Annotated in this window: 23 protein-coding genes and 3 tRNA genes; 9 read left to right on the top strand and 17 right to left on the bottom strand. The window is 61.8% G+C overall.

Features of this window, described 5'->3' with window-relative positions:
• Positions 1-80: 80 nt before the first annotated feature.
• From CENDO_RS09310 to scpC, 4 genes are all read right to left on the bottom strand, one after another.
• Positions 81-154 (bottom strand) — tRNA-Asp (locus CENDO_RS09310).
• Between the two features lie 39 nt (positions 155-193).
• Positions 194-266 (bottom strand) — tRNA-Glu (locus tag CENDO_RS09315).
• A 435-nt stretch (positions 267-701) separates the two neighbouring features.
• Positions 702-774 (bottom strand) — tRNA-Lys (locus CENDO_RS09320).
• A 118-nt stretch (positions 775-892) separates the two neighbouring features.
• Positions 893-2,389, bottom strand: coding sequence for a succinyl-CoA:acetate CoA-transferase ScpC (scpC, locus tag CENDO_RS09325; RefSeq protein WP_136141776.1), 1,497 nt, complete (start codon positions 2,387-2,389; stop codon positions 893-895).
• A 231-nt stretch (positions 2,390-2,620) separates the two neighbouring features.
• Here scpC and dusB point away from each other — a divergent pair, with 231 nt between their 5' ends.
• Both dusB and phoU read left to right on the top strand, forming a co-directional pair.
• Entirely contained in the window at positions 2,621-3,766 is a 1,146-nt protein-coding gene (dusB, locus tag CENDO_RS09330; RefSeq protein ID WP_136141777.1) for a tRNA dihydrouridine synthase DusB, read from the top strand.
• 80 nt (positions 3,767-3,846) lie between these two features.
• Entirely contained in the window at positions 3,847-4,515 is a 669-nt protein-coding gene (phoU, locus tag CENDO_RS09335) for a phosphate signaling complex protein PhoU (protein WP_136141778.1), read from the top strand.
• 206 nt (positions 4,516-4,721) lie between these two features.
• On the opposite strand, the gene pstB is transcribed toward phoU, so the two are convergent.
• From pstB to mshD, 5 genes are all read right to left on the bottom strand, one after another.
• Positions 4,722-5,495, bottom strand: coding sequence for a phosphate ABC transporter ATP-binding protein PstB (gene pstB / locus CENDO_RS11230; RefSeq protein ID WP_210726529.1), 774 nt, complete (start codon positions 5,493-5,495; stop codon positions 4,722-4,724).
• Positions 5,496-5,525: 30 nt separating this feature from the next.
• On the bottom strand, positions 5,526-6,440 hold the full coding sequence (pstA, locus tag CENDO_RS11235; RefSeq protein WP_210726530.1) for a phosphate ABC transporter permease PstA: 915 nt from the start codon (positions 6,438-6,440) through the stop codon (positions 5,526-5,528).
• 11 nt (positions 6,441-6,451) lie between these two features.
• Positions 6,452-7,504 (bottom strand): phosphate ABC transporter permease subunit PstC, encoded by a 1,053-nt coding sequence (pstC, locus tag CENDO_RS09345; protein WP_136141779.1) that lies wholly within the window; start codon positions 7,502-7,504, stop codon positions 6,452-6,454.
• Between the two features lie 82 nt (positions 7,505-7,586).
• Complete coding sequence (pstS, locus tag CENDO_RS09350) at positions 7,587-8,687, bottom strand: phosphate ABC transporter substrate-binding protein PstS (RefSeq protein WP_136141780.1); 1,101 nt, start codon at positions 8,685-8,687, stop codon at positions 7,587-7,589.
• A 187-nt stretch (positions 8,688-8,874) separates the two neighbouring features.
• On the bottom strand, positions 8,875-9,735 hold the full coding sequence (gene mshD, locus CENDO_RS09355; protein WP_136141781.1) for a mycothiol synthase: 861 nt from the start codon (positions 9,733-9,735) through the stop codon (positions 8,875-8,877).
• 33 nt (positions 9,736-9,768) lie between these two features.
• Here mshD and CENDO_RS09360 point away from each other — a divergent pair, with 33 nt between their 5' ends.
• Positions 9,769-10,620 (top strand): LmeA family phospholipid-binding protein, encoded by an 852-nt coding sequence (locus tag CENDO_RS09360; protein WP_246014264.1) that lies wholly within the window; start codon positions 9,769-9,771, stop codon positions 10,618-10,620.
• Here the strand turns inward: CENDO_RS09360 and CENDO_RS09365 are convergent.
• Positions 10,613-11,677 carry a diacylglycerol/lipid kinase family protein gene (locus tag CENDO_RS09365; protein ID WP_136141782.1) on the bottom strand — a complete coding sequence of 355 codons (1,065 nt, stop codon included), beginning with the start codon at positions 11,675-11,677 and terminating at the stop codon, positions 10,613-10,615. The two genes, CENDO_RS09360 and CENDO_RS09365, sit on opposite strands and share 8 nt — an antisense overlap.
• A 238-nt stretch (positions 11,678-11,915) precedes the next feature.
• Here CENDO_RS09365 and CENDO_RS09370 point away from each other — a divergent pair, with 238 nt between their 5' ends.
• Entirely contained in the window at positions 11,916-12,506 is a 591-nt protein-coding gene (locus tag CENDO_RS09370; RefSeq protein WP_246014470.1) for a heme-binding beta-barrel domain-containing protein, read from the top strand.
• Here the strand turns inward: CENDO_RS09370 and CENDO_RS09375 are convergent.
• Positions 12,503-13,348: an aminodeoxychorismate lyase gene (locus CENDO_RS09375; RefSeq protein WP_136141784.1), complete on the bottom strand. Its 846-nt coding sequence runs from the start codon at positions 13,346-13,348 to the stop codon at positions 12,503-12,505. The two genes, CENDO_RS09370 and CENDO_RS09375, sit on opposite strands and share 4 nt — an antisense overlap.
• 36 nt (positions 13,349-13,384) lie before the next feature.
• On the opposite strand from CENDO_RS09375, the gene ygfZ reads away from it, so the two are divergent.
• Both ygfZ and CENDO_RS09385 read left to right on the top strand, forming a co-directional pair.
• The gene (gene ygfZ, locus CENDO_RS09380; protein WP_136141785.1) at positions 13,385-14,440 is read left to right on the top strand and encodes a CAF17-like 4Fe-4S cluster assembly/insertion protein YgfZ; all 1,056 of its coding nucleotides are present in this window, start codon (positions 13,385-13,387) and stop codon (positions 14,438-14,440) included.
• 162 nt (positions 14,441-14,602) lie between these two features.
• Positions 14,603-14,821, top strand: coding sequence for a DUF3073 domain-containing protein (locus CENDO_RS09385; protein ID WP_210726531.1), 219 nt, complete (start codon positions 14,603-14,605; stop codon positions 14,819-14,821).
• Between the two features lie 138 nt (positions 14,822-14,959).
• Here CENDO_RS09385 and purM read toward each other — a convergent pair whose 3' ends face one another.
• The 3 genes from purM to CENDO_RS09400 are packed head-to-tail and all read right to left on the bottom strand — an operon-like array spanning position 14,960 to position 18,007.
• Positions 14,960-16,024, bottom strand: coding sequence for a phosphoribosylformylglycinamidine cyclo-ligase (gene purM / locus CENDO_RS09390; protein ID WP_136141787.1), 1,065 nt, complete (start codon positions 16,022-16,024; stop codon positions 14,960-14,962).
• A gap of 27 nt (positions 16,025-16,051) precedes the next feature.
• On the bottom strand, positions 16,052-17,593 hold the full coding sequence (gene purF / locus CENDO_RS09395; protein ID WP_136141788.1) for an amidophosphoribosyltransferase: 1,542 nt from the start codon (positions 17,591-17,593) through the stop codon (positions 16,052-16,054).
• A 21-nt stretch (positions 17,594-17,614) separates the two neighbouring features.
• Positions 17,615-18,007 (bottom strand): sterol carrier family protein, encoded by a 393-nt coding sequence (locus CENDO_RS09400; protein ID WP_136141789.1) that lies wholly within the window; start codon positions 18,005-18,007, stop codon positions 17,615-17,617.
• 40 nt (positions 18,008-18,047) lie between these two features.
• Here CENDO_RS09400 and CENDO_RS09405 point away from each other — a divergent pair, with 40 nt between their 5' ends.
• Entirely contained in the window at positions 18,048-19,058 is a 1,011-nt protein-coding gene (locus tag CENDO_RS09405; RefSeq protein WP_136141790.1) for an acyl-CoA thioesterase, read from the top strand.
• A gap of 105 nt (positions 19,059-19,163) precedes the next feature.
• Here CENDO_RS09405 and trhA read toward each other — a convergent pair whose 3' ends face one another.
• Positions 19,164-19,853, bottom strand: coding sequence for a PAQR family membrane homeostasis protein TrhA (gene trhA, locus CENDO_RS09410; RefSeq protein WP_136141791.1), 690 nt, complete (start codon positions 19,851-19,853; stop codon positions 19,164-19,166).
• A gap of 331 nt (positions 19,854-20,184) precedes the next feature.
• Between trhA and CENDO_RS09415 the strand changes: the two genes are divergently transcribed.
• Together CENDO_RS09415 and CENDO_RS09420 are read left to right on the top strand one after the other, a co-directional pair.
• Positions 20,185-21,348 carry an NRAMP family divalent metal transporter gene (locus tag CENDO_RS09415; RefSeq protein ID WP_136142244.1) on the top strand — a complete coding sequence of 388 codons (1,164 nt, stop codon included), beginning with the start codon at positions 20,185-20,187 and terminating at the stop codon, positions 21,346-21,348.
• Complete coding sequence (locus CENDO_RS09420) at positions 21,348-22,118, top strand: putative hydro-lyase (RefSeq protein WP_136141792.1); 771 nt, start codon at positions 21,348-21,350, stop codon at positions 22,116-22,118. The genes CENDO_RS09415 and CENDO_RS09420 overlap by 1 nt, the downstream gene beginning before the upstream one ends.
• 32 nt (positions 22,119-22,150) lie before the next feature.
• Here CENDO_RS09420 and CENDO_RS09425 read toward each other — a convergent pair whose 3' ends face one another.
• Both CENDO_RS09425 and CENDO_RS09430 read right to left on the bottom strand, forming a co-directional pair.
• Positions 22,151-22,768 (bottom strand): GntR family transcriptional regulator, encoded by a 618-nt coding sequence (locus tag CENDO_RS09425; RefSeq protein ID WP_136141793.1) that lies wholly within the window; start codon positions 22,766-22,768, stop codon positions 22,151-22,153.
• A gap of 124 nt (positions 22,769-22,892) precedes the next feature.
• Entirely contained in the window at positions 22,893-24,638 is a 1,746-nt protein-coding gene (locus tag CENDO_RS09430) for an acetyl/propionyl/methylcrotonyl-CoA carboxylase subunit alpha (RefSeq protein ID WP_136141794.1), read from the bottom strand.
• Position 24,639: the final 1 nt, after the last annotated feature.

A 24,639-nucleotide genomic window follows, 5' to 3' on the forward strand; every position in this document is an offset into this window, starting at 1 on the left:
CCTAGAAATCAAGCTGCCGCGGAAAAGCGTGAAGCCCCGAGGCATCGTTTTCATTTCGATACCTCGGGGCTTAACCACTGCGACCCTGACGGGACTTGAACCCGCGACCTCCGCCGTGACAGGGCGGCGCGCTAACCAACTGCGCCACAGGGCCATTATTAACTTAGTGAAGTACAACCGGGGTTGAACTTCGTACCCCCAACGGGATTCGAACCCGTGTTACCGCCGTGAAAGGGCGGCGTCCTAGGCCACTAGACGATGGGGGCCCGCCAACTGCTACTCGATTGAGTATCAGCGACTTACAAAAATATACTTGACGTTTCCCCCGTTACAAAATCGCGCCTTAACCAGCGCATATACCTACCGATAGCGATGAGAAATTCACCCGTTTTAAACCATTTCAGGCACGCCCCGAGATTGGCAACACTCCCCTGCGCCCGCCACGCAGAAGCTGTGGCCGCGAAGAATCACCCCCAGCGCCCCTTAAGGCCCCGCCACCGCTCTTTAGGGGCAAACACCCCGGCCTCCCTTCAGCGGGGTCATGAGGGGCGCCAGGCCGCCGCTAGTACGCCCCGCGCGCTACTCTTACGACCCGCCCCTGCTCCCCACCCCGGCGCTCCTAGACCCTGAATGGACGTTGGCCAACCCTCGCAAGTAAAAAAGCAGCCCCCGCTCAATGCGAACGGGGGCTGCGCCGTTTGTGGGCCCTCCGGGGCTCGAACCCGGGACCTGCGGATTAAAAGTCCGTAGCTCTACCAACTGAGCTAAAGGCCCAACGCTGACCTATTCTAGCGCGAAGATCAGCTGATATGAAACTGACCCCCGCCCAGCCCGCGAATCTAGTTTCAAACCAGGCTTACGGGCCGCCGGGGGCCGTTAGACATGTCGGCTATTAACCGCGCATGTCACCCTTCTCGGCGAAGTTGATCTGGAAGTCGAACGCGGTCTTCAGATCGTGAGGGGTGTGAACAAACTTGTTCTGCATCGCACGATCGAAGTATTCCTGCAGCAGCGGGCGGTAATCCGGGTGTGCAACCGCAATAACCTTCTCGGCACGCTCACGTGGAGCCAAGCCACGCAGGTCAGCAACGCCGTACTCGGTGATGATGACCATGGTGTCATGCTCGGTGTGATCGGTGTGGGAAACGAACGGAACGATCGCGGAGATCGCACCACCCTTGGCCACGGATGGGGACACGAAGGTGGTGATGTAACCGTTGCGGGTGTAGTCACCGGAACCGCCGGTACCGTTCATGATGCGGGAGCCGCCAACGTTGGTGGAGTTGATGTTGCCGTAAATATCGGCCTCAATCATGCCGTTGGAGGAGATCAGGCCGACGCGGCGGATTACCTCAGGGTGGTTGGAAATCTGCTGTGGGCGCAGGATGATGTGCTTGTTGTAGAAGTCAGCCTTCTCATTCATGCGCTCCGCGTACTCAGGGGACAGAGCGAAGGAGGTGGCGGAAGCCATGGTCATCTTGCCGGCGTCAATCAGGTTGAGCATGCCGTCCTGGATAACCTCGGTGTAGGCCTGGATGTTTTCAAACTTGGAATCCAGAAGGCCCGCCATCACGGCGTTAGGGACGTTGCCCACGCCGGACTGCATGATGAACTTGTCATACTCCAGGCGGCCAGCGGCAACCTCGCCCTCGAGGAACTCGATGAAGTTCGCGGCGATCTTCTCGGAGATCTCATCCGGATCCTTGAATGGAGCGTTGCGGTCAGGGGCGTTGGTCTTTACTACCGCTACAACCTTCTCCTTTGGCACCTCGATGTAGGTGGTACCAATGCGGTCACCACAGGCGGTGATTGGGATTGGGATGCGGTTAGGAAGCTTAGGAACCTGCCAGATATCGTGCATGCCCTCGAGGTGCTCGGACTGCCACTCGTTGACCTCGATGATGATCTTGTCCGCAGCTTCGATGTACTCGCAGTTGTTGCCCACTGCGGAGGAAGGGATGATGTTGCCCTCCTCGGTGATGCGCACGGCCTCGATGATGGCCACCTGGAAATCGCCGTAGAAGCCCTGCTCTACCTGCAGGCCAGAGTGGGACAGGTGTACGTCGGAGTACAGTGCGGTTCCGTCGTTGAACTGGTTGCGCAGGATTGGGTCAGAGTTATAAGGGGAGCGGAAGCGGATGGCCTCTGCCTCTGCCAGGACGCCATCGCAGTCAGGGGCGGTGGAAGCGCCGGAGAAGAGGTCAATCTTGAATTCCTCACCCGCCGCGTGGGCTGCCTTAGCCTTTTCAGCGATGGCGGTTGGCAGCGCCTTAGGGTAGCCAGCACCGGTAAAGCCGGAGATACCTACGCGGTCACCATTGTTGACGTGCTTTGCTGCCTCCTCAGCGGAAACAACAAGATCCTTGTAATAGCCGATACGCTCGGTCAAGGGTTTTACCTCCTAAATTCGCACCAAGGCCACATCGCAAAATAAATGTGACTGATGCCGCAGTTTCATTACGTTCACAACAATAGCGAATCCGGCTGAGTTTGTCCGCATCCCAGTGAAAGTGCGGGCCGATAGGTGCACCCACTATTGAAGCGGCAGCCACCCGCGGCTTGCGCGGTCCGGAGCTGGGCCGGTTTGCCCTTAAAAGGCGCAGGTAGCACAATATTGCGGGTGAGCTTAACGATTGGAAATATCAGCCTCGAATCCCCCGTAGTGTTGGCGCCTATGGCGGGCGTGACCAACGTTGCCTTCCGCACGTTGTGCCGCGAGCAGGAGCGCCAGCGCACCGGCACCGTCTCCGGACTCTACGTCTGCGAGATGATCACTGCCCGCGCCCTGGTGGAGCGCAATGAGAAGACGCTGCATATGACCACGTTCGCCCCCGACGAGCAGCCGCGGTCCATGCAGCTTTACACCGTGGATCCGGAATACACCTACAAGGCCGCGAAGATGATCGTGGATGAGAATATGGCGGACCACATCGACATGAACTTTGGCTGCCCGGTCCCCAAGGTCACCCGGCGCGGCGGCGGTTCCGCGCTGCCGTATAAGCGCCGCCTGTTCGGCAATATCGTCGCCGCCGCCGTCAAGGCCACGGAGGGAACGGACATTCCGGTCACCGTGAAGTTCCGCGTGGGAATCGACGATGAGCACCACACCCACCTCGACGCCGGCCGCATCGCCGTGGAGGAGGGCGCCCAGGCCGTTGCCCTTCATGCCCGCACCGCGGCCCAGCGCTACTCCGGCGAGGCGGACTGGAATGAGATCACCCGGCTGAAGGAGCACCTGGCGCACACCGGCATTCCCGTGCTGGGCAATGGCGATATTTTCAAGGCCACCGACGCCCGCAAGATGATGGATGAGACGGGCTGTGACGGGGTCGTCGTCGGGCGCGGGTGCTTGGGCCGCCCCTGGTTGTTTGCGGAACTGTCCGCGGAGCTGCGCGGTGAGGAGATCCCGGCGGAGCCGACGCTGGGTGAAGTTACCGGCATCATCGTGCGCCACGCGGAGCTGTTGGCGGCCCATGATGGCGAGGATCATGCCTGCCGCGATATCCGCAAGCACATTGGCTGGTATCTTCGCGGTTTCCCGGTGGGCGGTGAGGTTCGCGCGAACCTGTCACGCGTCGATTCCCTGGACCGCCTGCGCGAGCTATTGAAACCGTGGGCCGAGTCCGACGCCCTCGCAAACGATGCCGACGGCGCCCGCGGCCGCCAAGGCTCCCCCGCCAAGGTTGCCCTGCCCGACGGTTGGCTCGACGATCCCGAAGACGACCGCGTACCAGAGGGCGCGGAAATCATGCACTCCGGCGGTTAGGCCGGCGGCGCCGTGGAGTAGTGATTACTACTTGCTCCCCTCGCCGAGCGAAATCCGGCGGGTGGGTTTAGACTAGCGCTATGCGTACGGCCTATAGAGATGAAATGAACGCTTTCGCCGCCGATTTGATTGTGATGTGCGATTCCGTGCATAGCATTATGTCCAAATCCTCGGCGGCGTTGCTGACCGCGAATATTGAAAGCGCGGAGGATGCGCTGACCCAGACCGATTCGCTCGAGGACCTGCGCGCACACTGCGAGGAAAAGGCTGTACAGCTTTTGGCGTTGGAAAATCCCCTCGCCAAGGACCTGCGCCAGGTGGTTTCCTCCATCTATATTGTCGAGGACCTTCACCGCATGGCGGCACTCGCGGGCCACGTGGCCAAGTCGGCTCGCCGCAATCACCCGGCCATGGCGATCTCCGAGAACATCCGCGGTTATTTCTCCGAGCTCGCGCGCCTTGTCGATGAGATGAACCGCCGCGTGCGCGAATTGCTCGTCAACCCGGATGCGGACGTGGCGCTGCGCCTGACCGAGGATGACGATGCCGTGGATGACATCTGCGCCCACCTGGTCAAGGTCGTCACGGGCGAGGGATGGGGAGGCACGCCCCGCGAGGCCGTGGACATTTCCCTGCTGTGCCGCTTCTACGAGCGCTACGCCGACCACTGTGTCAACGTCTCCGCCCGCATTATCTACCTAGCCACCGGCCTGGTCCCGGAGGAATACCTGGACCAGATCAAAAATTAGCCCGCGGGCTCTGCTTTCCCGTGGCCTTAGGGGCTCACCGGCCCCGCCCCGTCCCCTTCGGTTCGAACGCTGGCGGCAGCCGCTGACTCATCGACAACCCGAAAAAGCCCTTAACGCCACAATCCCCCATTCTTCTGAAGGGAATTGAGCCTTAAGGGCTTTAGGTGTGGTGCGGTCACTCCACGCACCTTGGGGACGTGTAGTGCCTAGCCGAAGCGGCCGGAGATGTAATCCTCCGTCTCCTTCTTGTCGGGGTTTTCGAAGATCTTCTTGGTGTCATTGAATTCCACCAGGTTGCCGGGCTTGCCGGTAGCTTCGAGGGAGAAGAAGCCGGTGCGGTCCGAGACGCGGGCCGCCTGCTGCATATTATGGGTGACGATCACGATGGTGAAGTTCTGCTTCAGTTCGTGAATCAGGTCCTCGATCGCCAGGGTGGAGATTGGGTCCAGCGCGGAGCACGGCTCATCCATCAGCAGCACCTCGGGTTCCACCGCGATGGCGCGTGCAATGCACAGGCGCTGCTGCTGACCGCCGGAGAGGCCGCCGCCCGGCTTGTCGAGGCGGTCCTTAACCTCATCCCATAGGTTTGCGCCGCGCAGGGAACGCTCCGCGACTTCCCTCAGGCGCTTCTTGTTCTTTTCGCCGGATAGCTTCAGGCCGGCAACCACGTTCTCCTCGATGGACATGGTAGGGAAGGGGTTTGCCTTCTGAAACACCATGCCGATGGTGTTGCGCACGGAAACCGGGTCAACCTTGGGGTCATAGATGTTTTGACCGTCAAGGAGAATCTCACCTTCCACGCGGGCCCCGGGGATAACCTCATGCATGCGGTTGATGGTGCGCAACACGGTGGACTTGCCACAACCGGACGGGCCGATGAACGCGGTCACGGCCTTTTCTGGTATGTGCATCTGGACATCGCGCACCGCGTGGAAATCGCCGTAGTAGATGTTGAGGTTATTGAGTTCAAGCTTGGACATTGAAGTGTGTGTTCCTCTGTGAGTGTAGAACTAGTTCTTAACGGAGAATTTTGCGGAAATTACGCGGGCCAAGATGTTCATAATCGCGATGACCAGGACCAGGGTAAACGCCGCGCCCCAGAGCTTGTCTAGGACTGCAGGCAGGCCACCGGCCTTGTACATATCCAGCATCATCAATGGCAGGGAGGACTGAGGTCCGGAAGTTGGGTCCCAGTTAATGAACTGGGTGGAGCCGACCAAGACCAGCACTGGTGCGGATTCACCCATCACGCGAGCCACGGCCAGCATGATGCCGGTGACAATGCCGGACAAAGCGGTAGGCAGCACAATCTTGGCGATTGTCTTCCACTTGGGAACGCCCAGGGCGTAGGACGCCTCACGCAGATCGGCCGGGACCACGCGCAGCATCTCCTCGGTGTTGCGGACCACGATTGGAATCATCAGCAGCACCAGGCTCAACGCCACGGCCAGGCCGGAGCGGTCGAAGCCCAGAACGGAGATCCACACGGCGAAGATGAACAGTGCGGCCACGATGGAGGGGACGCCGGAGAGGATGTCCACCATGAAGGTGGTCATGCGGCCAAGCCAGCCGCCGCGGGAATATTCCACCAAGTAGATAGCGGTGAAAATTCCGATTGGCACGGAAATAACCGCCGCGATGAGGGTCTGAACCAGGGTACCCACGAGGGCGTGGACCACACCGCCGCCGGGCTGGTTGAGCGGCACGCCCAGCTGAGAGGTGGTCCACCATTCAGCCGTTAACACGGCGCCGGCGCCGCGGGAAATAACCTCCCATAGCACCCACACCAGCGGCACGAGGGCCAGGAGCATCGTCGCCCACACCAGGACGGTAGCCACGGTGTTAGTTGCCTTGCGCGTGCTTGAAATGCCGGAGATGGTGTGCTTGGTCGAAAGCTCGTTGTGAGCGGTAGATACGGTAGTCATGAACTTCTCCCCTACTTATTCTTCACAACGGAACGGGCAATGGCGTTGACCACGAAGGTTAGGACGAAGAGCACCAGGCCGGCGGCGATGTACGCGCCCGCGCGGGTTTCATCGCTGAACTCGGCGGCGGCCAGGGCGATAGCGGTTGCAAAGGTGGTACCACCATCGAACAAGGTGAAGCGGAAGTCCGTGAGCGGTGAGACCACCATGTACAGGGCCATTGTCTCACCGAGTGCACGGCCCAAGCCCAGCATGGAACCGGAGATGTAGCCGCTCATGCCGAACGGGAGGACGGTCATGCGGACGACTTCCCAACGCGTCGCGCCCAGCGCGAGCGCGGATTCTATTTGTCCGCGCGGGGTCTGCACGAAGACCTCGCGGGTGGTCGCGGCGATGATCGGCAGAATCATGACCGCCAAGACCACGCCACCGGTGAAGATGTTGCGGCCGGTGCCAAAGGATGGGGAATTGTCATAGGTGGCGAACAGGAAGAAGCCGCCGAAGTGGGTGTTGAGCCATTCGTAGACAACCCCCAGCTTCGGCCCGAGTACCTGCCAGCCCCAGAGGCCGTAGACGATGGACGGCACTGCGGCCAGCATGTCCACCAGGTAGCCCAGCGGCTTGACCAGACGGGCTGGGGCGTAGTTAGACAGGAAGATTGCAATGCCTAATGCCACCGGCATGGCGATGATGAGCGCCACCACTGAGATGAGCACCGTGTTCGCCAGAAACGTTGGGATACCGAAGGCCATCGCGGTGGTAACCGCGGTGTCCCAGGGGCCCCCGTAGGTCAAAAAGCCCCAGAAACCTCCCTCATTAACGCGCAGCGCGGGGATCGCCTGCCAGATGAGGAAGATACCGATGAGAGCGATCATCACGGTAATGATGACGGCCGATGAATAGGAGAGGATTTCAAAGACTCGGTCACCCGGGCGCTTGACGCCGGAACGGGCGGCGGCGACTTCTTTTAGCCGCTTTTGTTCCTGTTTATCCGCGGCCGTGGGGGTAACGGTATTTGTGGGTCCAGACTGAACGTCGGCCCCCGTCATTACGTTATTAGGCATTGAAAGTTCGAGGTCCTCAGATTAAAAGGGTTACCGCCTGCACCACTTTTACAGCGGTGCAGACGGAGAACTGAAGGGGAGTTTAGAGCGCGTCTACTGCAGCCTGCAGGCGCTCGAGGTGCGCACCGGATACTGGTACGTAGCCGCGGGACTCCAGGTCAGCGTTCTGGTTGTCCAGGATGGTCTGCATGAAGGCCTTAACCAGCTTCTGGGTTTCCTCGTCGTAGCCGGCGGAGCAGACAATCTCATAGGTGGTGAGGATGAGTGGGTAAGCGCCCTCAGCGTCGGAAGCGAAGAGCTTTTCCGCGTCCACAACCATGTTGTTGCCCTCGGTGGTGAACTCGAGGTTGTCCAGGGTCTTTACAACGGAATCATTGTTGAGCGCGACCGGGCCGTTGCCGAAGTCAATGTTTGCCACTCCCAGGCCCATGTCAGTTGCGAAACCGGACTCGACGTAGGTGATAGCTCCGTCGTTGCCGGAGACCTCGGTTGCCACACCGGAAGAACCGTTAGCGCCGGTGCCCACAGCCTGTGGGAAAGCCTTGCCCTCGGAGTCCCAGTTGCCGGTGGAGGCCGCCAGGAACTTCTGGAAGTTCTCAGAGGTACCGGACTCATCGGAGCGGTAGATAACCTGAATGTCCTTGTCGGGCAGCTCAACGCCCTCATTCTCAGCGGCGATTGCATCATCGTTCCACTTGGTGATCTCACCCTTGAAGATCTGGGCAACGGTCTCGACGGAGAGGTTTAGTTCGTCCACGCCCTCGAGGTTGTATGCAATTGCAACTGGGCCGATAACCATTGGCAGGTTCCACGCCTCGTTGCCACCGCAGCGCTCATTGGCCTGGGCCTGCTGCTCCTCGTCCAGTGGGGAGTCCGAACCGGCGAAGGCGGCCTGGCCGCCGATGAACGCCTTCTGACCAGCGCCGGAGCCGGAAGCGGTGTAAGAAAGGTTGGCGTTTCCACCGGTAGCGGTGTTGAAAGCAACGCCGAAGACGTCCATGGCGTTCTGCTGAGAGGATGCGCCCTCACCAACAAGGTTGCCGGAAACGTCAGACTGGGTACCAGCTGCTTCACCGTTTGCGCCTCCAGCGGCCTGGCCACCCTCGTTACAAGCAACGAGTGCCATGGAGGTTGCCGCGAGGAGGCCCAGGGTGGAAGCGGTGCGCTTGAAGGAAATGGTCACGAGGAAAACCTTTCAGGTTAAGAAGATGCTTTTCACCGGCTCTAGGGGTTCAACCGGATACAGCGCCTTAACCTACGGTCCCTGTGTGAACGATGTCAGGGTTTTTCGATGAATTTAGACTTAACGTTCGTCGCCTTTTGAGTGGATATGTAACCTTTTGTTAAACAAGCGGTAGGGTTGCCCCTCACTAAGGCCGGGCCCAGACCACATGGTCTTCCTCGACGCTGAATCCCGCGTTTTTGTAGGACTTAACCGCAGGCTCATTGTCCGCCTCGACGTACAAAATCACCTTACGCGCCCCCTTGTTTTTTAGCCCCTGCAGGCCTACTGCCAGCAGCGGAGCGCCCAAGCCCCTGCCCCTGAACTCCGTGGCGAGGCCAATGACGTAGACCTCTCCAACGCCATCGCCGTGCCATTTAGTCCAATGGAATCCGGCCAGCGTGTCACCCTCATACAAGAACCACACATCCTGGGGGTCAAACCACTCCGCTTCCATCCCGCGATGAAGGCGTTCTAGATCCCATCCTCCCTGTTCAGGGTGCCAATCAAAGGCCTCATTGTTGGCCTCCAGCCACGCCCGCTCAACGGCGTCCCGGCCGTAGAGCTCGGCCGCTTCTTCAAGGTTTAATACTCGTAACCCGGTATTAACCTTTGCCGCCGAGAGTTCATCTTCGCCGATGCCCATCACTACGAGATGACGCACCGATTCAAGGCCTTTACTTGCCGCCAGTGCCCGTGCCCCCGGAAGGTTTCCGTGAGCCCATACCTGGCTTCCCTCGGGTAGCTGCCCGTACAAATCGCCGCCGATTCCGGCCCGCCGCGCCTCCGGCACCACGAACATCTCCACGGTGTTGCCATCAATCGCGGCCACCGCGACTATCTCCCCGTCTTGGGTGCCCACGATGTGCTCGTGTCCCAGCCGCGGGTCCGTCAAACCGTTAATAAACGCCTCGGAAAGGGGGGCAATTCCGTCGTGGGTTTGGGCGGCGGCGGCAAGTTCAGCCACGCCGTGGGGGCGGGTTACGCGTTCAAACTTTGTCGAAGTCATGCCTACCACCCTAGTGCTGATAGAAATAGAAGGGTGACTGCGTTGAAGATTCCTGGCCGATTCGCCCGCCCCGTCGTTGCCCTAGCCAGCGTCGTTGGCGTGCTGGGTACCGCATGGATAGCCGATTCAGCCATCGCCATGCGCGCGGAACATAACCTCTCCCAGGCGGTGAAGGAAGCCTCGCGCCTTGGCACGTCCCCTTCCACCTACATTGGCGGCATGCCGTACACGCTAGCCCTGGTCACTAAGGAAGTGCCCCTGGTCGAGGTCCAGGCCCTTGACGTAGAGGTCCCCGATATGGGGCTTGTCAGCGCGGCGACCACCCTGCGAGACGTTGAAGTTTCCCCTAGCCAGCTGCTTAGTGGCGATCTTCAGGGCGCGCATGTGTCAACGTTGTCCCGGTCTATCAGTCTGGACGCGGTGGCTCTTGGCCGCCTCCTAGGCATGACGGACCTAGCCATTGCCAACCCAAAGAACATATCCCCTACGGGCGGCGTGGCCTCAGAGGCCGAACTAACCGGCACGATCCCCGGCGCGCAGGAGCAGGCATCAGCCGTGGTCACCCTCCGCCTGGTGGGTCCTGAGTTCCGGATGATTCCCCAGGAGGTAAAGAACCTGCCTGCGGGCTTGAGCGAGGATGAGGTCATTGAGGCCTTCACCTTGAAATTCGACACCCGCGAGCTGCCGCTTCCCAACCAGGCGACGGCGGTCAAGCTGCTGGGCGGATCCATTTCCTTTGAGACCCAGCGGTTCAACACGGACGTGCGCATCGTGGACCTGTCCCCCATCGAGATCGACGGCCGTTTTGAGGAAGACGGCACGGAAAAGGGCGCGCCGGCCCCTTTAGAGACTGTGCGCGCCCGTAGCGCGAATTCACCTAGTTGATGCGGATCAAGTCGCGCAGGATCTGCTTGGCGCTGCGTTCGTGCGGCGGCTCCGGATCACGCGGCGCAAAGACCTCTATCGCATCTACCACTGAGCTCAGCCGGACATGGTCAAACTTGCCCTCAGATTCGCCATCGGCCTGGAAGCGCTGCGGCTCGCGCGTGGTCAGGGTAACCGTTTCAGCGTCATCAAACTCAACGGTGTTAGCGGTGGTCAGCTTGTTGAGCAGGCGCCGCTTGTCCGCACCGGCCAGGTGCAGCATGCCCACCAGGCCCGTGACGCCGCCCAGGTCAGTCAGGCCGAACAGGCCAAGCCCCTGGGAGAATGAATTCTCCGGGTTGGTCACCACCGGCAGCGGTCCCAGGAAGGTCCACGGGTTGGTGTTAGAAGCAAAAATCAAAGGAGCATCCTTCATCTTCAGCTCCTTGCCGTTCATGGCCCTTGCCTCCACCGTAATCTGCGGTGGCGTGCGCCGGGCGCGCAGGTAGCCGCGGACGGCGACGGACAGGTAACGCAGCGGCGTGGCGGAAAACCCTTTTTCTCGGGCGCGGTCCACGCGGGCCAGGACGTCAGCATCGAGGCCGAAGCCCGCATTTACCGCAAACCAACGCTCATTCCACGTACCCAGGCAGATCTTGCGTGTCTGGTTACGTTCCAGCAGGCGCGCCAGCACGTGCGTCGCCTCCACCGGTGACGCCGGGAATCCCAGCGCACGAACGAAGACGTTGGCTGAGCCGGTTGGGATAATGGCTAATGCCGGAAGCTGCTCCGGTTGCGGGCGGTCACCGGGCGCGACCTTGCCGTCTTCATCCAGCTCAACGGGGCCAAGCATGCCGTTGATAATTTCGGCAACGGTGCCGTCACCGCCCACGGCCACAATGGCGTCAAAATCATCACGCGTAAGCCCGCTAACTATCTCTTCGGCATGGCGTGGATAATGCGTGTTTTTAACGAGCATCTCAACGCCTTCCACGTCCCTTAAGACTGGAATGATTTGCCTAAACAGGCCCTCATTCTGGCTGGTGGAGTTTGGATTACAGATAAGTAGGATTCGCACGGGACCATTCTAACCATGAAATACCACGCATGAATGCTTTCCCCGTCTCACTAACTGCCGCCTTCAACGCCCTCGCGCGCCTTCGCGCTGGTTTAGCGTCTTGCCCTAATCAACTACTAGGCTGGTGCGCATGACTGAAAGCAATGACAATACCCCTCGCACCGCCGATACCGCCGCGGACGCGGCGGCCGCCAATACCGGCGCTAATGGCAAGCTCAACGGCAACGACGCCGTGAACATGGCCGCGGAGGCCTGGAAGGACGCCTCCAGCCGCAATATCCCCGCCATTGATTTGGGTGATACCCCTCTGGAGGAAGACACCGCAAACCTGCGCCAAGGACCTTCCCTTCATGACGGTCTGCTTGCGCTGCTCCCGCTCGTCGGCGTGTGGCAGGGCGAAGGCCAGGCCCATGACGCCGAAGGCAATCAATACACCTTTGGCCAGCAATTGATCATTGCCCATGATGGCGGCAACTACCTCACCTATTCCTCCCGCACGTGGAAGATCGACGAGGAGGGCAAGCCATCAGGCGCCGACGTTCGCGAAAACGGTTACTGGCGCGTGTCCCTCAAGGATGAAATTGAGATGACCTACACCTCCTCCAATGGCATCGTGGAGATCTTTTACGGCGAGCCATTCAACGAGCGTGCATGGTCCCTGCAGTCCGCATCCACCATGGTCACGGAAACCGGCCCAAAGACCTTGGGCCCAGGAAAGCGTATGTACGGCCTGATGCCTAACAACAACCTTGGTTGGGTTGATGAGCGCATGGTTGACGGCGAGATGCGCCCATACATGTCCGCCGAGCTGGTGCGTATCGCCGGCTAGGAGTTCAACGCCGCGTCGATAAGGTCCCGGATTTCTTGTTCGTTATCCGGGGCCTTAAATTTATGCCCGCCCAGCTGCTTGACCCGCGTCGCTACGCGCACGGAGGACACCAGCCAGACGGAATCGGCGCCTTCCAAGTCCTTGATGGTCATCTCCTTGGACTTGCAGCGCCACCCCTCGGCAGTGGCGTGCTCGAAGAGCGCAGCTTGGGTGGTGCCTGGCAGAATCCCGGGGCTTGCCGGGGTGCGCAGCTTCTTTCCCTTGAATGACACGACGGTGGAGGTGGCCCCCTCAAGGACGTTCCCGGTTCGAGGATCCGTGAAGATCACATCATCGAAGCCCTTTTTCAAAGCCTGACGCATGGTGGCCATGGTCGCCGCGTAATTCAAGGTCTTTGCGGGCAGGTCCGCGGGAACCAGCCACCCGCGCTCGGTGACGTGGGCTTTTACCCCCTTTTCCCGCTGGTGGAGTACCTCCTCTGCGATTGGCTGAACCACGACCCAGCAGCTTGGATGCCCGGTGGATTTCCGGCCGCGGGTATACGTCCACGTGCATTTAGCCTCACCATCGCCATACTCGGCAATCGCCAGACTCGTGGCTTCTTCCCACTTTTCAAAGCTGGGAGCGGCCAGGTCCATAACCTCTGCGGAATTGCTGAAGCGTTCAAAGTGGCGTTGCAGGTTGACCGGGTGTCCATCTCGGACCAGCAGCGATTCAAAGACCCCATCACCGCGGGTTACTACCGCATCATCGAAAAACACCATGGGGAGGTTGGGGTTGTGCCAGCGGGCGGAACCACCGTATGGCTCTACGATGTAAATGACCGGCTGCTTATTGTTCATGGATCTCATTATTCCCCAAAAGGTAGGGTTGAGTCCGTGATTTACACTTCTCCTCTCCTGTCCCGCCCGTCTGCAACGGAACTCGCCGAGCCCGGCCCCCTTGATGCCGCCGGTGTGGCATGGCATTACGGCAACCCCCTGGGTGAGCAACGCGTGGTTGAACGCGGCTCCGCCATTATTGACCGTTCCCACCGCTTCGTCATCTCCGTCACCGGCCAGGACGCACCGGAGTTTCTTAATAACCTGCTCAGCCAGAAGCTCGACGATGTCCCCTCCGGTTACAGCGCCGGCGCGCTGGACCTTGACATGCAGGGGCGCATCCTGCACCACGCCAAGGTCAGCCGGACCGCCGAGGGGTTCTACCTCGATATGCCGTCCGCCCAGGGGGAATCCTTTTTGGACTTCTTAACCAAGATGGTCTTTTGGTCCCAGGTGGAAGTCAGCCAGGCCGAGGTTGCGGTCATCACCGTGCTGGGCGCGCCCTTAGACGCCCCGGACGGCGCGCTTGTTGCCCGTGACGTTGAGTGGTTGGGCAGCCCGCGCCAGGATTTTCTAGTTCCCAGCGGTCAGTTGGAAGCCAGCGTGGCGAATCTTGAATCCCAGGGTGGCAAGTTAGCCGGGCTCATGGCTTTTACCGCCGAGCGGGTTAAGGCCCTGGAGCCGGAGCGGGAAGCGGATTTGGACGATAAATCAATTCCGCACGAGGTTCCGCACTGGATTGGCCGCGGCGAGCGCCTCGGCGCCGTCCACCTGAACAAGGGCTGTTACCGAGGGCAGGAAACGGTGGCTCGCGTAGACAACCTGGGGCGTTCCCCCCGCCTGCTGGTCATGCTGCAGCTCGACGGCTCATGCCCCGTTGTGCCCCAGCCCGGCCAACCCGTCACCGCCGGCACCCGCACCGTGGGGCGCTTGGGCACCGTGGTGGAGGACTGCGACAATGGCCCCATCGCGCTCGCCTTGGTGAAGCGTTCGGCGCTGGATTCTCAGCTTAATATCGGCGAGGTAGCGGTCAGCGTCGACCCCGATTCCATCCAGGACGATGAGGGACCGAAGGCCGGCCGGGCCGCCGTGAACCGCCTTCGCGGACTTTAAAATCCCACGTCATCGCCGCCGCACCACTTTCATCTGGGGGTGGTGCGGAATTTTTTGGGGTAACAGGCTATTGTGTTCTACAGGAAGAAACTAAAATTTATAAGCCGATGGGGCATCCGAATTACCCTGGATGTGCCCTAGAACCTCAAGGGGGTCATGCACATGGGACGCGGACGCGCGAAAGCAAAGCAGACCAAGGTTGCACGCCAGCTGAAGTACAACACTCCTGACATGGATCTGGATTCTCTCCAGAAGGAGCTTGCCGCTCAGAAGCCACACCACGGCTCCGACTATGACTCTGAGGATGATGACTACAGCGACCCATACGCCGATTATGTCGACAAATGGGACGATGAGGATGAGGGTTACTCAAAGCGCTAGGCGCTAGCCCTCACTTCCGCTCACAGCTTTAAGCACCGCCCGCCTGATATTCAGGTGCAGGCGGTGCTTTTGCGTGCAAAAAGGCCCTCCCCCGCGGGGAAGGGCCAGTTGCTTAGCGCCGGTGCCGGAGCGTGATTGCTAGTAATTAGGGTGGGACCCCAGCATCTGCACGCGGGATGTATCCTCCTCGCGGCTAATGCGCACGGTGCCCAGCTCCCAGGCATCGACGTGGCGCGCGGTGAGCATGGCCATGGCGCGGTCACGGTCCTCATGGGAAACCACGGCGATCATGCCGACGCCCATGTTGAAGGTCTTTTCCATCTCTTCCAGCGCCACCTTGCCCACGGAGGAAATGGTGCGGAAGATAGGCCCTGGGGTCCACGTCGCGCGGTTGACCTCGGCTACGAGGCCCTCCGGAATGACGCGCTCCAGGTTGCCCGCCAGGCCGCCGCCGGTGACGTGGCAGAAGGTGGACACGGAGCACTCGTTGGCCAACGCTAGGCAGTCCTTGGCGTAGATGCGCGTTGGCTCCAGCAGTTCCTCGCCCAGGGTGCGGTCAAGGTCCTCCATGTGGCCGTCGAGCGGCAGGCCGGCCTGCTCCAGCAGGATGTAGCGGGCTAGGGAGTAGCCGTTGGAATGCAGGCCGGAAGACCCCATGGCGATAAGCACGTCGCCGTCTCGGACCTTGTCCGGGCCCAGCAGCGCATCCGCCTCAACGACGCCCACCGCCGTGGCGGATACGTCATATTCCTCGGGATCCATCACGCCTGGGTGCTCGGCAGTCTCGCCGCCCAGCAGCGCGCAGCCGGCCTGCACGCAGCCCTCGGCGATGCCGGCCACGATGTCCGCCACCTTTTCCGGCACCACCTTTCCGACGGCGATGTAATCCTGCAGGAACAGTGGCTCCGCGCCGCAGACCACCAGGTCATCCACGCACATTGCGACGAGATCGATGCCAATGGTGTCATGCTTATCCATCGCCTGCGCCACGGCCAGCTTGGTGCCCACTCCATCGGAACCGGCGGCGAGGATTGGCTCCTTGTATTCGCCCAGCTTGAACAGGCCGGCAAAACCGCCCAGGCCGCCCAGGACCTCCGGGCGGGTGGCCCGCTTTGCGTGGGGTGCAAACAGGGTGACCGCGCGGTCCCCCTCTTCGATGCTCACGCCCGCAGCTGCGTAGGTGTTTTCTTTGTTTTCAGCCATGTCTATCTTTCTAGAGTTGAGTTGAAGCTAGTTGTCTTCGCCGGCTTGAGCGTCCTGGTGGCCCTGGAGGGTGCGGACGGCCGCCGCGTTGGGATTGCCCTCCGGCAGGCCCAGTGGGTACTTGCCATCGAAGCAGGCGCAGCAGAGTTCGGCGCGCGGCTGCTCGGTGGCCGCGACCATCTCATCGATGGTGACAAAGCCCAAGGAATCCGCGCCGATGGCCTCACGAATGGTTTCGCAGATAACGTCCGGATCATCGCTAGGGATGACGTTGGCGATCAGCTCGCCCGGGGACGCGAAATCAATGCCGTAGAAGCATGGCCACTTAACCGGTGGCGATGCGATGCGCACGTGCACCTCGGCGGCGCCGGCCTCACGCAGCATGCGGATAAGCGCGCGCTGGGTGTTGCCGCGGACGATGGAATCATCCACGACCACCAGCTTCTTGCCCTCAATGACCTCACGCAAGGGGTTGAGTTTGAGGCGAATGCCCAACTGGCGCAGGGTCTGGGTGGGCTGGATGAAGGTGCGGCCCACATAGGCGTTCTTCACCAAACCGTGGGCAAAGGTTAGGCCCGACTCGCGGGCGTAGCCCACGGCGGCGGGGTTGCCGGATTCGGGGACCGGGATGACCATGTCCGCCTCCGGCGCCGGGTATTCGCGGGCCAGGCGCCGGCCGATGTCCACGCGGGTGGCGTTGACGCTGCGGCCCTTGATGGTCGAGTCGGGGCGGGCCAGGTAAACGTATTCAAAGACGCAGCCCTTGCGTTCGACCTCGGCGAAACGCTCGGAGCGCACGCCGGCCTCATCGATGGCAACCAGCTCGCCCGGCTCAATTTCGCGGATGAACTGCGCGCCCACAATGTCGAGTGCACAGGTCTCCGAGGCCACGACCCATCCCTGCGGCAGACGCCCCAGGCATAGCGGGCGGATGCCGGCGTTATCGCGGGCGGCATACAGCGTATGCCCATCCGTGAAGGTCAGGCAGAAGGCGCCCTTGATCCGCGGGAGGAGTTCCTTTGCGCTGGTAAAGACGTCCTTGTCCTCATCCACCCCGTGCGCGAGCAGCAGGGACATGATGGAGGAGTCTGAGATGGATTCATCGCCGCGCTTGGTCAGGCCCAGCTCGTAGACCTCTTCGCGCAGCTCCAGGTAATTGACCAGGTTGCCGTTATGCCCCAGGGCGATGTCAATGCCGGTGGAAGACGTATTGAACACCGGTTGCACGTTGCGCCATTCCTTGCCGCCGGCGGTGGAATAGCGCGTGTGCCCCACGGCCACGTTTCCCTGCAGGGAGCTTAGGATGGACTCATCGAAGATGTTGGAGACCAGGCCCTGGTCTTTGAATACCACCAGGTTGTTGTCATCGCCCACGGCGATGCCGGCGGCTTCCTGGCCGCGGTGCTGCAGGGCGAAAAGGCCAAAGTAGGTAAGCTTCGAAACTTCCTCTCCAGGCGCCCATACACCGAAGACACCGCACTCCTCGCGCGGTTCCGTCTCGCCATGGTCGTTCAGGTCAGTGATTCCGGTCGTGCCGGGAAGGTTTACTGCTACCACGGCCGCAATCATAGCCGGTTTATGCTTTCGAAACTACAGTTTGAGCCCTCCAATTACCGGTAGCCACTTTCCCACTTCGCCGACGCGCGTTCCAGAGGCGTCCACCAAGCCCCCATCCTGCGCCTCATCGAAGCTGACAAAGCCCAGCGCTAGGCGCAGCCACACGCGCGGCGCGCATTCGATGACATTGGGCGGCGTGCCGCGGGTGTGGCGCGGGCCCTCGATGCATTGAACCGCCACGAACGGCGGCACGCGCACCTCCACGCTGTGGCCGGGGGCGTCGGCTTCCAGCAAACGCGCCGTGCCCCGCACCGCGGCGGCCAGCTGCTGGCGGCTTGGGGTAGCCGCGGCCTCTTCATCACGCACCCAGTCCAGGACTTCGAGTACGGCTGCGCGGGCTGCTGCTGGGTCCACTTTCTTTTTCATAAGTGCCCATACTATCTGCATTCCCCGTTACTCTTGAGCCATGCCAAATTCGCCTGAGCTTCAAGAAAATCTCAAGTCTCCGTCCATCACGCTGCGCTTTATGGCCTCCCCCACGGATTTGCTTATCGCGGGCGCGCGCGGCATTTCCGGTGGACGCGTGCTGGAGTGGATCGATAAGGCCGCATACGCCTGCGCCGTGCAGTGGTCCGGCACCTATTGCGTGACCGCCTATGTGGGCCATATTCACTTCACCCGCCCCATCCCGTCCGGACACATCGTGGAGGTGCGTTCGCGTATCGCCATGACGGGACGCTCCTCGATGCACATTGTCAATGAGGTGCTGTCCGCGGATCCACGCGAGGGCATTTTCACCCGCGCCTGCGATTGCCTGGTCATTTTCGTGGCCATGGATCCCGATACCAAAAAGTCCCGCCCGGTTCCTCCGTTCGTTCCACAGACGGATGACCAGCGCCGCGTCATGGAGGCCGCGGAGTCCCGCATCGAGCTGCGCAAGGCCATTGAGCAGGAAATGAACAAGCAGACCTACGACGGGCCCTCGGACGCCCCGCGCATGATTAACCGCTTCCTGGCCCAACCGATGGACGTCAACTGGGGCGGTAACGTCCATGGCGGCACCGCCATGGAGTGGGTGGATGAGGCGGCTACCGCGTGCACCATGGAGTGGTCCGGCGAGCAGACCGTCGCGGTCTATGCCGGCGGCATTCGTTTCTACAACCCCATCCACATTGGCGATCTCATTGAGGTAGACGCCCGCATGATGCGCACGGATGCGCGTTCCATGCAGATGAGCGTCCACGTGCGCGCGGGCAACCCGAAGGGCGGCCGCGAACACCTCCAGACCGCCATGCATGCCACCGTTTCATACATGGCGGTGGATCATGACTGGAATACGGTCGAGGCTCGCCAGTTCACCCCGAAGACCGAAGAGGACATCCGCCTGGCTGAGCACGCCCAGACGCTGCGCAACCTGCGCAGCAAGTACACCCCTAAGCCGCTGATCGTGGCCCCGTCCGCGCAGCACATCGACTAGCGCCGCCATAGGCCCCATGGCCGCGGCGCCGGGGGAAGTCAAAGTAACTCACGGCAACCATATTTTGAGGATTCTTCAGGCCGGCTGCCGTGGGTTATTCCCGTTTTAAGCCCCCACTACCACCATCCATACGGCCACCAGGTGGACCGCGGCGGCGGCCACCGTCGCGGTGTGGAAGTGCTCATGGTAGCCATAGATGCGGGCGTTGCGGCCGGGCCACTTGAAGCCGTACATCAACGCACCCAGTGAGTAGGTGACCCCACCGGCGAAAAGCAGCCAGACCACGGTTGGGCCGGCGGAGCCCCACAGCGTGGGCAGCAAGGGCAGGATGAGCCAGCCAAGCGTCAGGTAGACCACCACGTCCAGCCATCGTGGATGGCTAATCCAGACCAGGTTCAAGATCACTCCGGCAACGGCCCCGCCCCAGGCCAGGGAAAGCATCCACGCGGCGGTGGACGGCGGCAGCACAATCAGGCACAGCGGCGTGTACGTGGCGGCGATAAAGACCGCGATTGTGGCGTGATCCGCGCGCCGCCACCACTGGACCGTCGCAGACGAGGCCCACGGGTAACGGTGATAGGCGGCGGATACGCCGAAGAGGCTCACGAATCCCACGCCGTAAACGGTTACGCCCAGCGCCTGCCACCACGGCAGGGTCATCCAGGCATACGTCGCTAGGACCGTGGAGGAAATGATAGACAGCAGCGCCGCCACCAGGTGCGTCCAGCCACGGGTAATGGGCCGCGGTCCGCGGTCAGCCACCCAAAAGGTGCGTTGGATGCGCTTGTCAGACATGACGCTCACGAGTCTCCAATCGTTGTTTTATTCCGCAAAGTTACGGTTGCGTAAGTAAGTGTATGCTGCCGAAAATCTACAGGCAATAATTTCCCATCCCCCACCCGACCCGGGCACGGAGGGCGAGCCGCCGGAATGGTCACCGGGCGGGCGGACTCCACGGCGGGTGCACCCAAGGCAAAAATGACAGGCACCCCCCTTTACAGATTGTTGAACAATCCTTAGGATGATGTGAATCACACAGAAGTGGGATACCCGTCACGAAAGGGGCGCGAAAGTGAGCGCAGAGACAGCCGCAGCGGCAAAGAATCCTCCCCGGGGCCTGGGCGCCATGGCGGGCGCCATGTTCCTCATGGCCACCTCCGCCATCGGCCCGGGCTTTTTGACCCAGACCAGTGTCTTCACGGTCCAGATGGGCGCCGCCTTTGCGTTCGCCATCTTCCTGTCCATCATCGTGGACATCGCAATCCAGCTCAATGTGTGGCGCGTGCTGGGCGTGTCCGGCCTGCGCGCCAATGAGCTGGGCAATACCGTCCTGCCTGGCCTCGGCTGGGTCATGGCCGCGTTCGTATTCATCGGCGGATTGGTGTTTAACATCGGCAACATCGCCGGCTCCGGCCTAGGCATCAATGCAATGCTGGGCATCGACGCGCGAATCGGCGGCGTCATTGCTTCCGCAATCGCCATCTTCATCTTCCTGTCCAAGCGCGCCGGCGTTGCCCTGGACCGCCTGGTGGCCGCCTTGGGCGCGATCATGATCCTGCTCATGCTTTACGTGGCCATCGTCTCCCAGCCCCCACTGGGCGAGGCATTGAAGCAGACCGTCATGCCCGAAGAGGTGGACTTCTTCGTCATCACCACCTTGATCGGCGGCACCGTCGGCGGCTATATCACCTTTGCCGGCGCGCACCGCATCATCGACAACGGGCTGACCGGCCCCGAGCATGTCAAGACCATCACCCAGACCTCCGTGTGGGGCATCGTTGTCACCGGCATCATGCGCGCGCTGCTATTCCTGGCGGTGCTGGGCGTTGTGGCAACCGGCGTTACCCTCTCCGAGGACAACACCGCCGCCGACGCCTTCCGCGTGGCCGCCGGCGAATTTGGCCTTCGCGCCTTTGGCGTGGTCCTTTTCGCCGCCGGCCTGTCCTCCGTCATTGGCGCCTCCTACACCTCCATCTCCTTCATCACGAGCCAGCAAACCAACCCGCGGACCCGCAACTTCATGACCGTGGGGCTGATCGTGGCCTGCACCATCTTGTACGTCGCCCTGAACTCGGCTCCCCAGAAGCTGCTCATCTTCGCGGGCGCCTTCAACGGCCTCATCCTGCCTATCGCCTTCGCCGTGGTGATGTGGGTTGCCTTCAAGCGCCGCGACCTGCTTATGGGTTACGCCTACCCCAAGTGGCTGCTCATCATCGGCTTCCTGGCGTGGCTGCTCACCATCTTCATCGGCGTCAACGCCTTCTCCGGCATCACGGATCTCTTTGCCTAATGCGCACGCCCGAAGAAGTCCGTAGCGCCGCCCGCGCGGGAGGCCTGCGCACCACCGCCGGCCTAGCGCCGGGGTACATGCAGGCCAACCTGATCGCGTTGCCCAGCAAATACGCCTTTGACTTCCTGCTCTTCGCCCAGCGCAACCCCAAGCCATGCCCCGTTGTGGGCGTGCTGGAGGCGGGCCAATTTACCTCAGAGCTCATCCCGGGCGGCGATATCCGCACGGATATCCCCTCCTACCGCGTCTTCCGCGACGGGATCTGCACGGAGGAGCCCACCTCAGTGGAGGGCCTGTGGGATGAGGACATGGTGGGCTTCCTCATTGGCTGCTCGTTCACGTTCGAAACGCCGCTGCTGGAGCACGGAATCCCGCTGGCCCACATCGAACAGGGCCGCAACGTCCCGATGTATAAGACCACCATCGAGACCACGCCGGCCGGCGCATTTTCCGGTCCCATGGTTGTTTCCATGCGCCCAATCCCCGCGCATCAGGTCGCGGACGCGGTGCGCATCACCTCCCGCTACCCCTCCGTCCACGGCGCGCCCGTGCACGTGGGCAACCCCGAGGAGATTGGCATCACCGATATCAACGCCCCCGACTTCGGGGATGCCGTGGACATCCCAACCGGCACCATCCCCGTGTTCTGGGCGTGCGGTGTGACCCCTCAGGCGATCGTGATGAACTCCAAGCCGGAGCTGGCCATTACCCACTCCCCCGGCCAAATGCTGGTCACTAACGCAAGGGACGCGGATTACCAGGTCCCCTAAACCCCAGAATCTTCGGCCGGGGCTTAAGGTACCTACGGCAGGTAGTGCAGGATCGCCCGGCACGTGCGCAAGAGGCTGTCACGGATGAGCGTGGCGGCCTCTTCGCGATCCCCCTCATCGATGAGCCGGGCTACGCGCGCGTTAACATCGACGTGATCGTCGTGGATCCGCGGATACTCGGGAAGCACTAGGAGGAATGTGAGCCGCATCTGCGCGAGCAGGTTCCCCATGGTCTTATCCAATGTGGGCGAGCCGATTGCCGCGACCAACGCGCGGTGGAAACGCTGATTAATGGCGCTGACTTCGGCCGCATCGCCCGCATCGCGTGCCGCGATAGCGCTTCGTGTCAGCTCCACCAGGGCCTTGCTATCTATCCCCTCTCCCCAGCGGACGGCGGAAGGCTCAATGGCTGCGCGCGCACGGTAGAGATCCCGGACGTAATCGGCGTTAGGGGTGGCGATGAAGACTCCACGGTTTTTGATGCGTTCTACCAGCCCCTCCGAATGAAGCATGGCAAAGGCCTCGCGCAGGGTATTGCGTGAGCATTCAAAGCGCTGGGAGATCTTAATCTCACTCAGCTGCTGGCCGGGCTGGAAATCGCCGTCGGAAATTGCCTCGCGGATCGCCGAAGCAACGGTCAGTGCAAGCATGCCGCTAAGCATAACCCACGCCGCCCGGTGCCCTTGACCGCGCCTTGTGGCTCCAGGTGCACGCCTTTGGCATCCCCGTCGCGCAAAGGCCGCGCGCCGGACCCGGAGCCCAGACACCCGGGCGCTAGCCGATGGTCGCGATGACCGTATCCGGATTTACCCGCTGGCCGGCCTCGACCTCGATCTTAAGGGTGCCGGACGCCGGGGCCTTGATTTTGGATTCCATCTTCATCGCCTCGATCGTGGCAATCTCCTGGCCCTGTACTACCTCGGCGCCGTCCTCGACGTCCCAGGCAATCAGGTTGCCCTCATACGGGGAGCTGACCGCCCCCTCGCCGGCGGCGCCATTGCCACCGCCTGCGTCCTGGCCGGCCGGGGCCGCGCCGCCGGCGGAGCTAGCCGCGGCCAGCAGCTCAACCGGCAGACCCAAGGTGTGGAGCTTGCCGTCTATCTCGATGGCCATGGTCTGGCGCTTGGAATAGATGGCCTCGACATGGTCGCCGCCGGCTAGCGCGGGGGCACGCCAGTTTTGATCAACCCAGTCCGTGTACACGCCAAAGCTTTCACCGTCCGCAGCCAATACGGGGTTGTCCAGCATGTCGCGGTGGAATGGGAGCACGGTGCGCACCCCGGTGATCTCGAATTCCTTGAGGGCCTGGCGGGCGCGCGTGATTGCCACCTCGCGGGTTGGGCCCCACACGACCAGCTTCGCGATCAGCGAATCGTAGTACGGCGGCACGATGGATCCGGAGCGCACGGCCGCGTCCACACGGATGCCGGGTCCGGTGGGCGGCTCAAAGGAGACCACGGTGCCCGGGCACGGCGCGAAACCGTTGAGGATGTCTTCGGCGTTGATACGGAACTCGAAGGCATGGCCATGGGCCGCGGGATCCTCGGTAATGCTCAGCGGTTCGCCGGCGGCAATGCGGAATTGCTCGGCGATGATGTCCACGCCGGTCACGGCCTCGGTCACCGGGTGCTCTACCTGCACGCGGGTGTTGACCTCAAGGAAGGAGATGGTGCCGTCCTCGGAGACTATGAACTCCACGGTGCCCGCGCCGGTGTAGCCGGAACGGGCGCAAATGTCACGGGCGCCTGAAATCAGGGAAGCGCGCTGCTCGTCGGTCAGAAAAGGGGCCGGGGCCTCCTCGATGAGCTTCTGGAAGCGGCGCTGGGTGGAGCAATCACGGGTGCCCACAACCACGACGTTGCCGTGGTTGTCAGCCAACACCTGGGCCTCCACGTGGCGCGGCTTGGTGAGGAATTTCTCTACGTAGCATTCGGCGCGGCCAAACGCCTCCATGGCCTCGCGGCCGGCGGAGTTAAAGGCCCCCTCAATCGCCTCGAGGTCATCAACCACCTTGAGCCCCCGGCCGCCTCCGCCGTACGCCGCCTTGATGGCAATGGGCAGGCCGTGTTCCTCGGCGAAGGTGCGCGCCTCCTGCCAATCATCGATGGGGTCAGAGGTTCCGGGTGCCAGCGGGGCGCCCACCTCCTCCGCCACGCGGCGGGCGGCGATCTTGTCCCCGAGGAGATCGATGGCTTCGGGGGACGGGCCAATCCAGGTCAGCCCCGCGCCGATGACGGTGCGGGCGAATTCGGAGTTTTCAGATAGGAAGCCATAACCCGGGTGCACGGCATCGGCACCGGCGCGCACGGCGATATCCAGCAGGGCGGGGACGTTCATGTACGTCTCACCGGCGGAATTGCCCGGCAGGGCGTATGCCTCATCGGCCACCACGGTGTGCAGCGCGCCCGCATCAGCCTCGGAATAAACGGCGATGGATTTGATGCCAAGGTCGCGGGCCACACGCGCGATGCGCACGGCAATCTCGCCGCGGTTGGCAATCAATACGGTTGAAATAGCCATG

Source organism: Corynebacterium endometrii, assembly GCF_004795735.1.
In the GTDB taxonomy this organism is placed as follows: domain Bacteria; phylum Actinomycetota; class Actinomycetes; order Mycobacteriales; family Mycobacteriaceae; genus Corynebacterium; species Corynebacterium endometrii.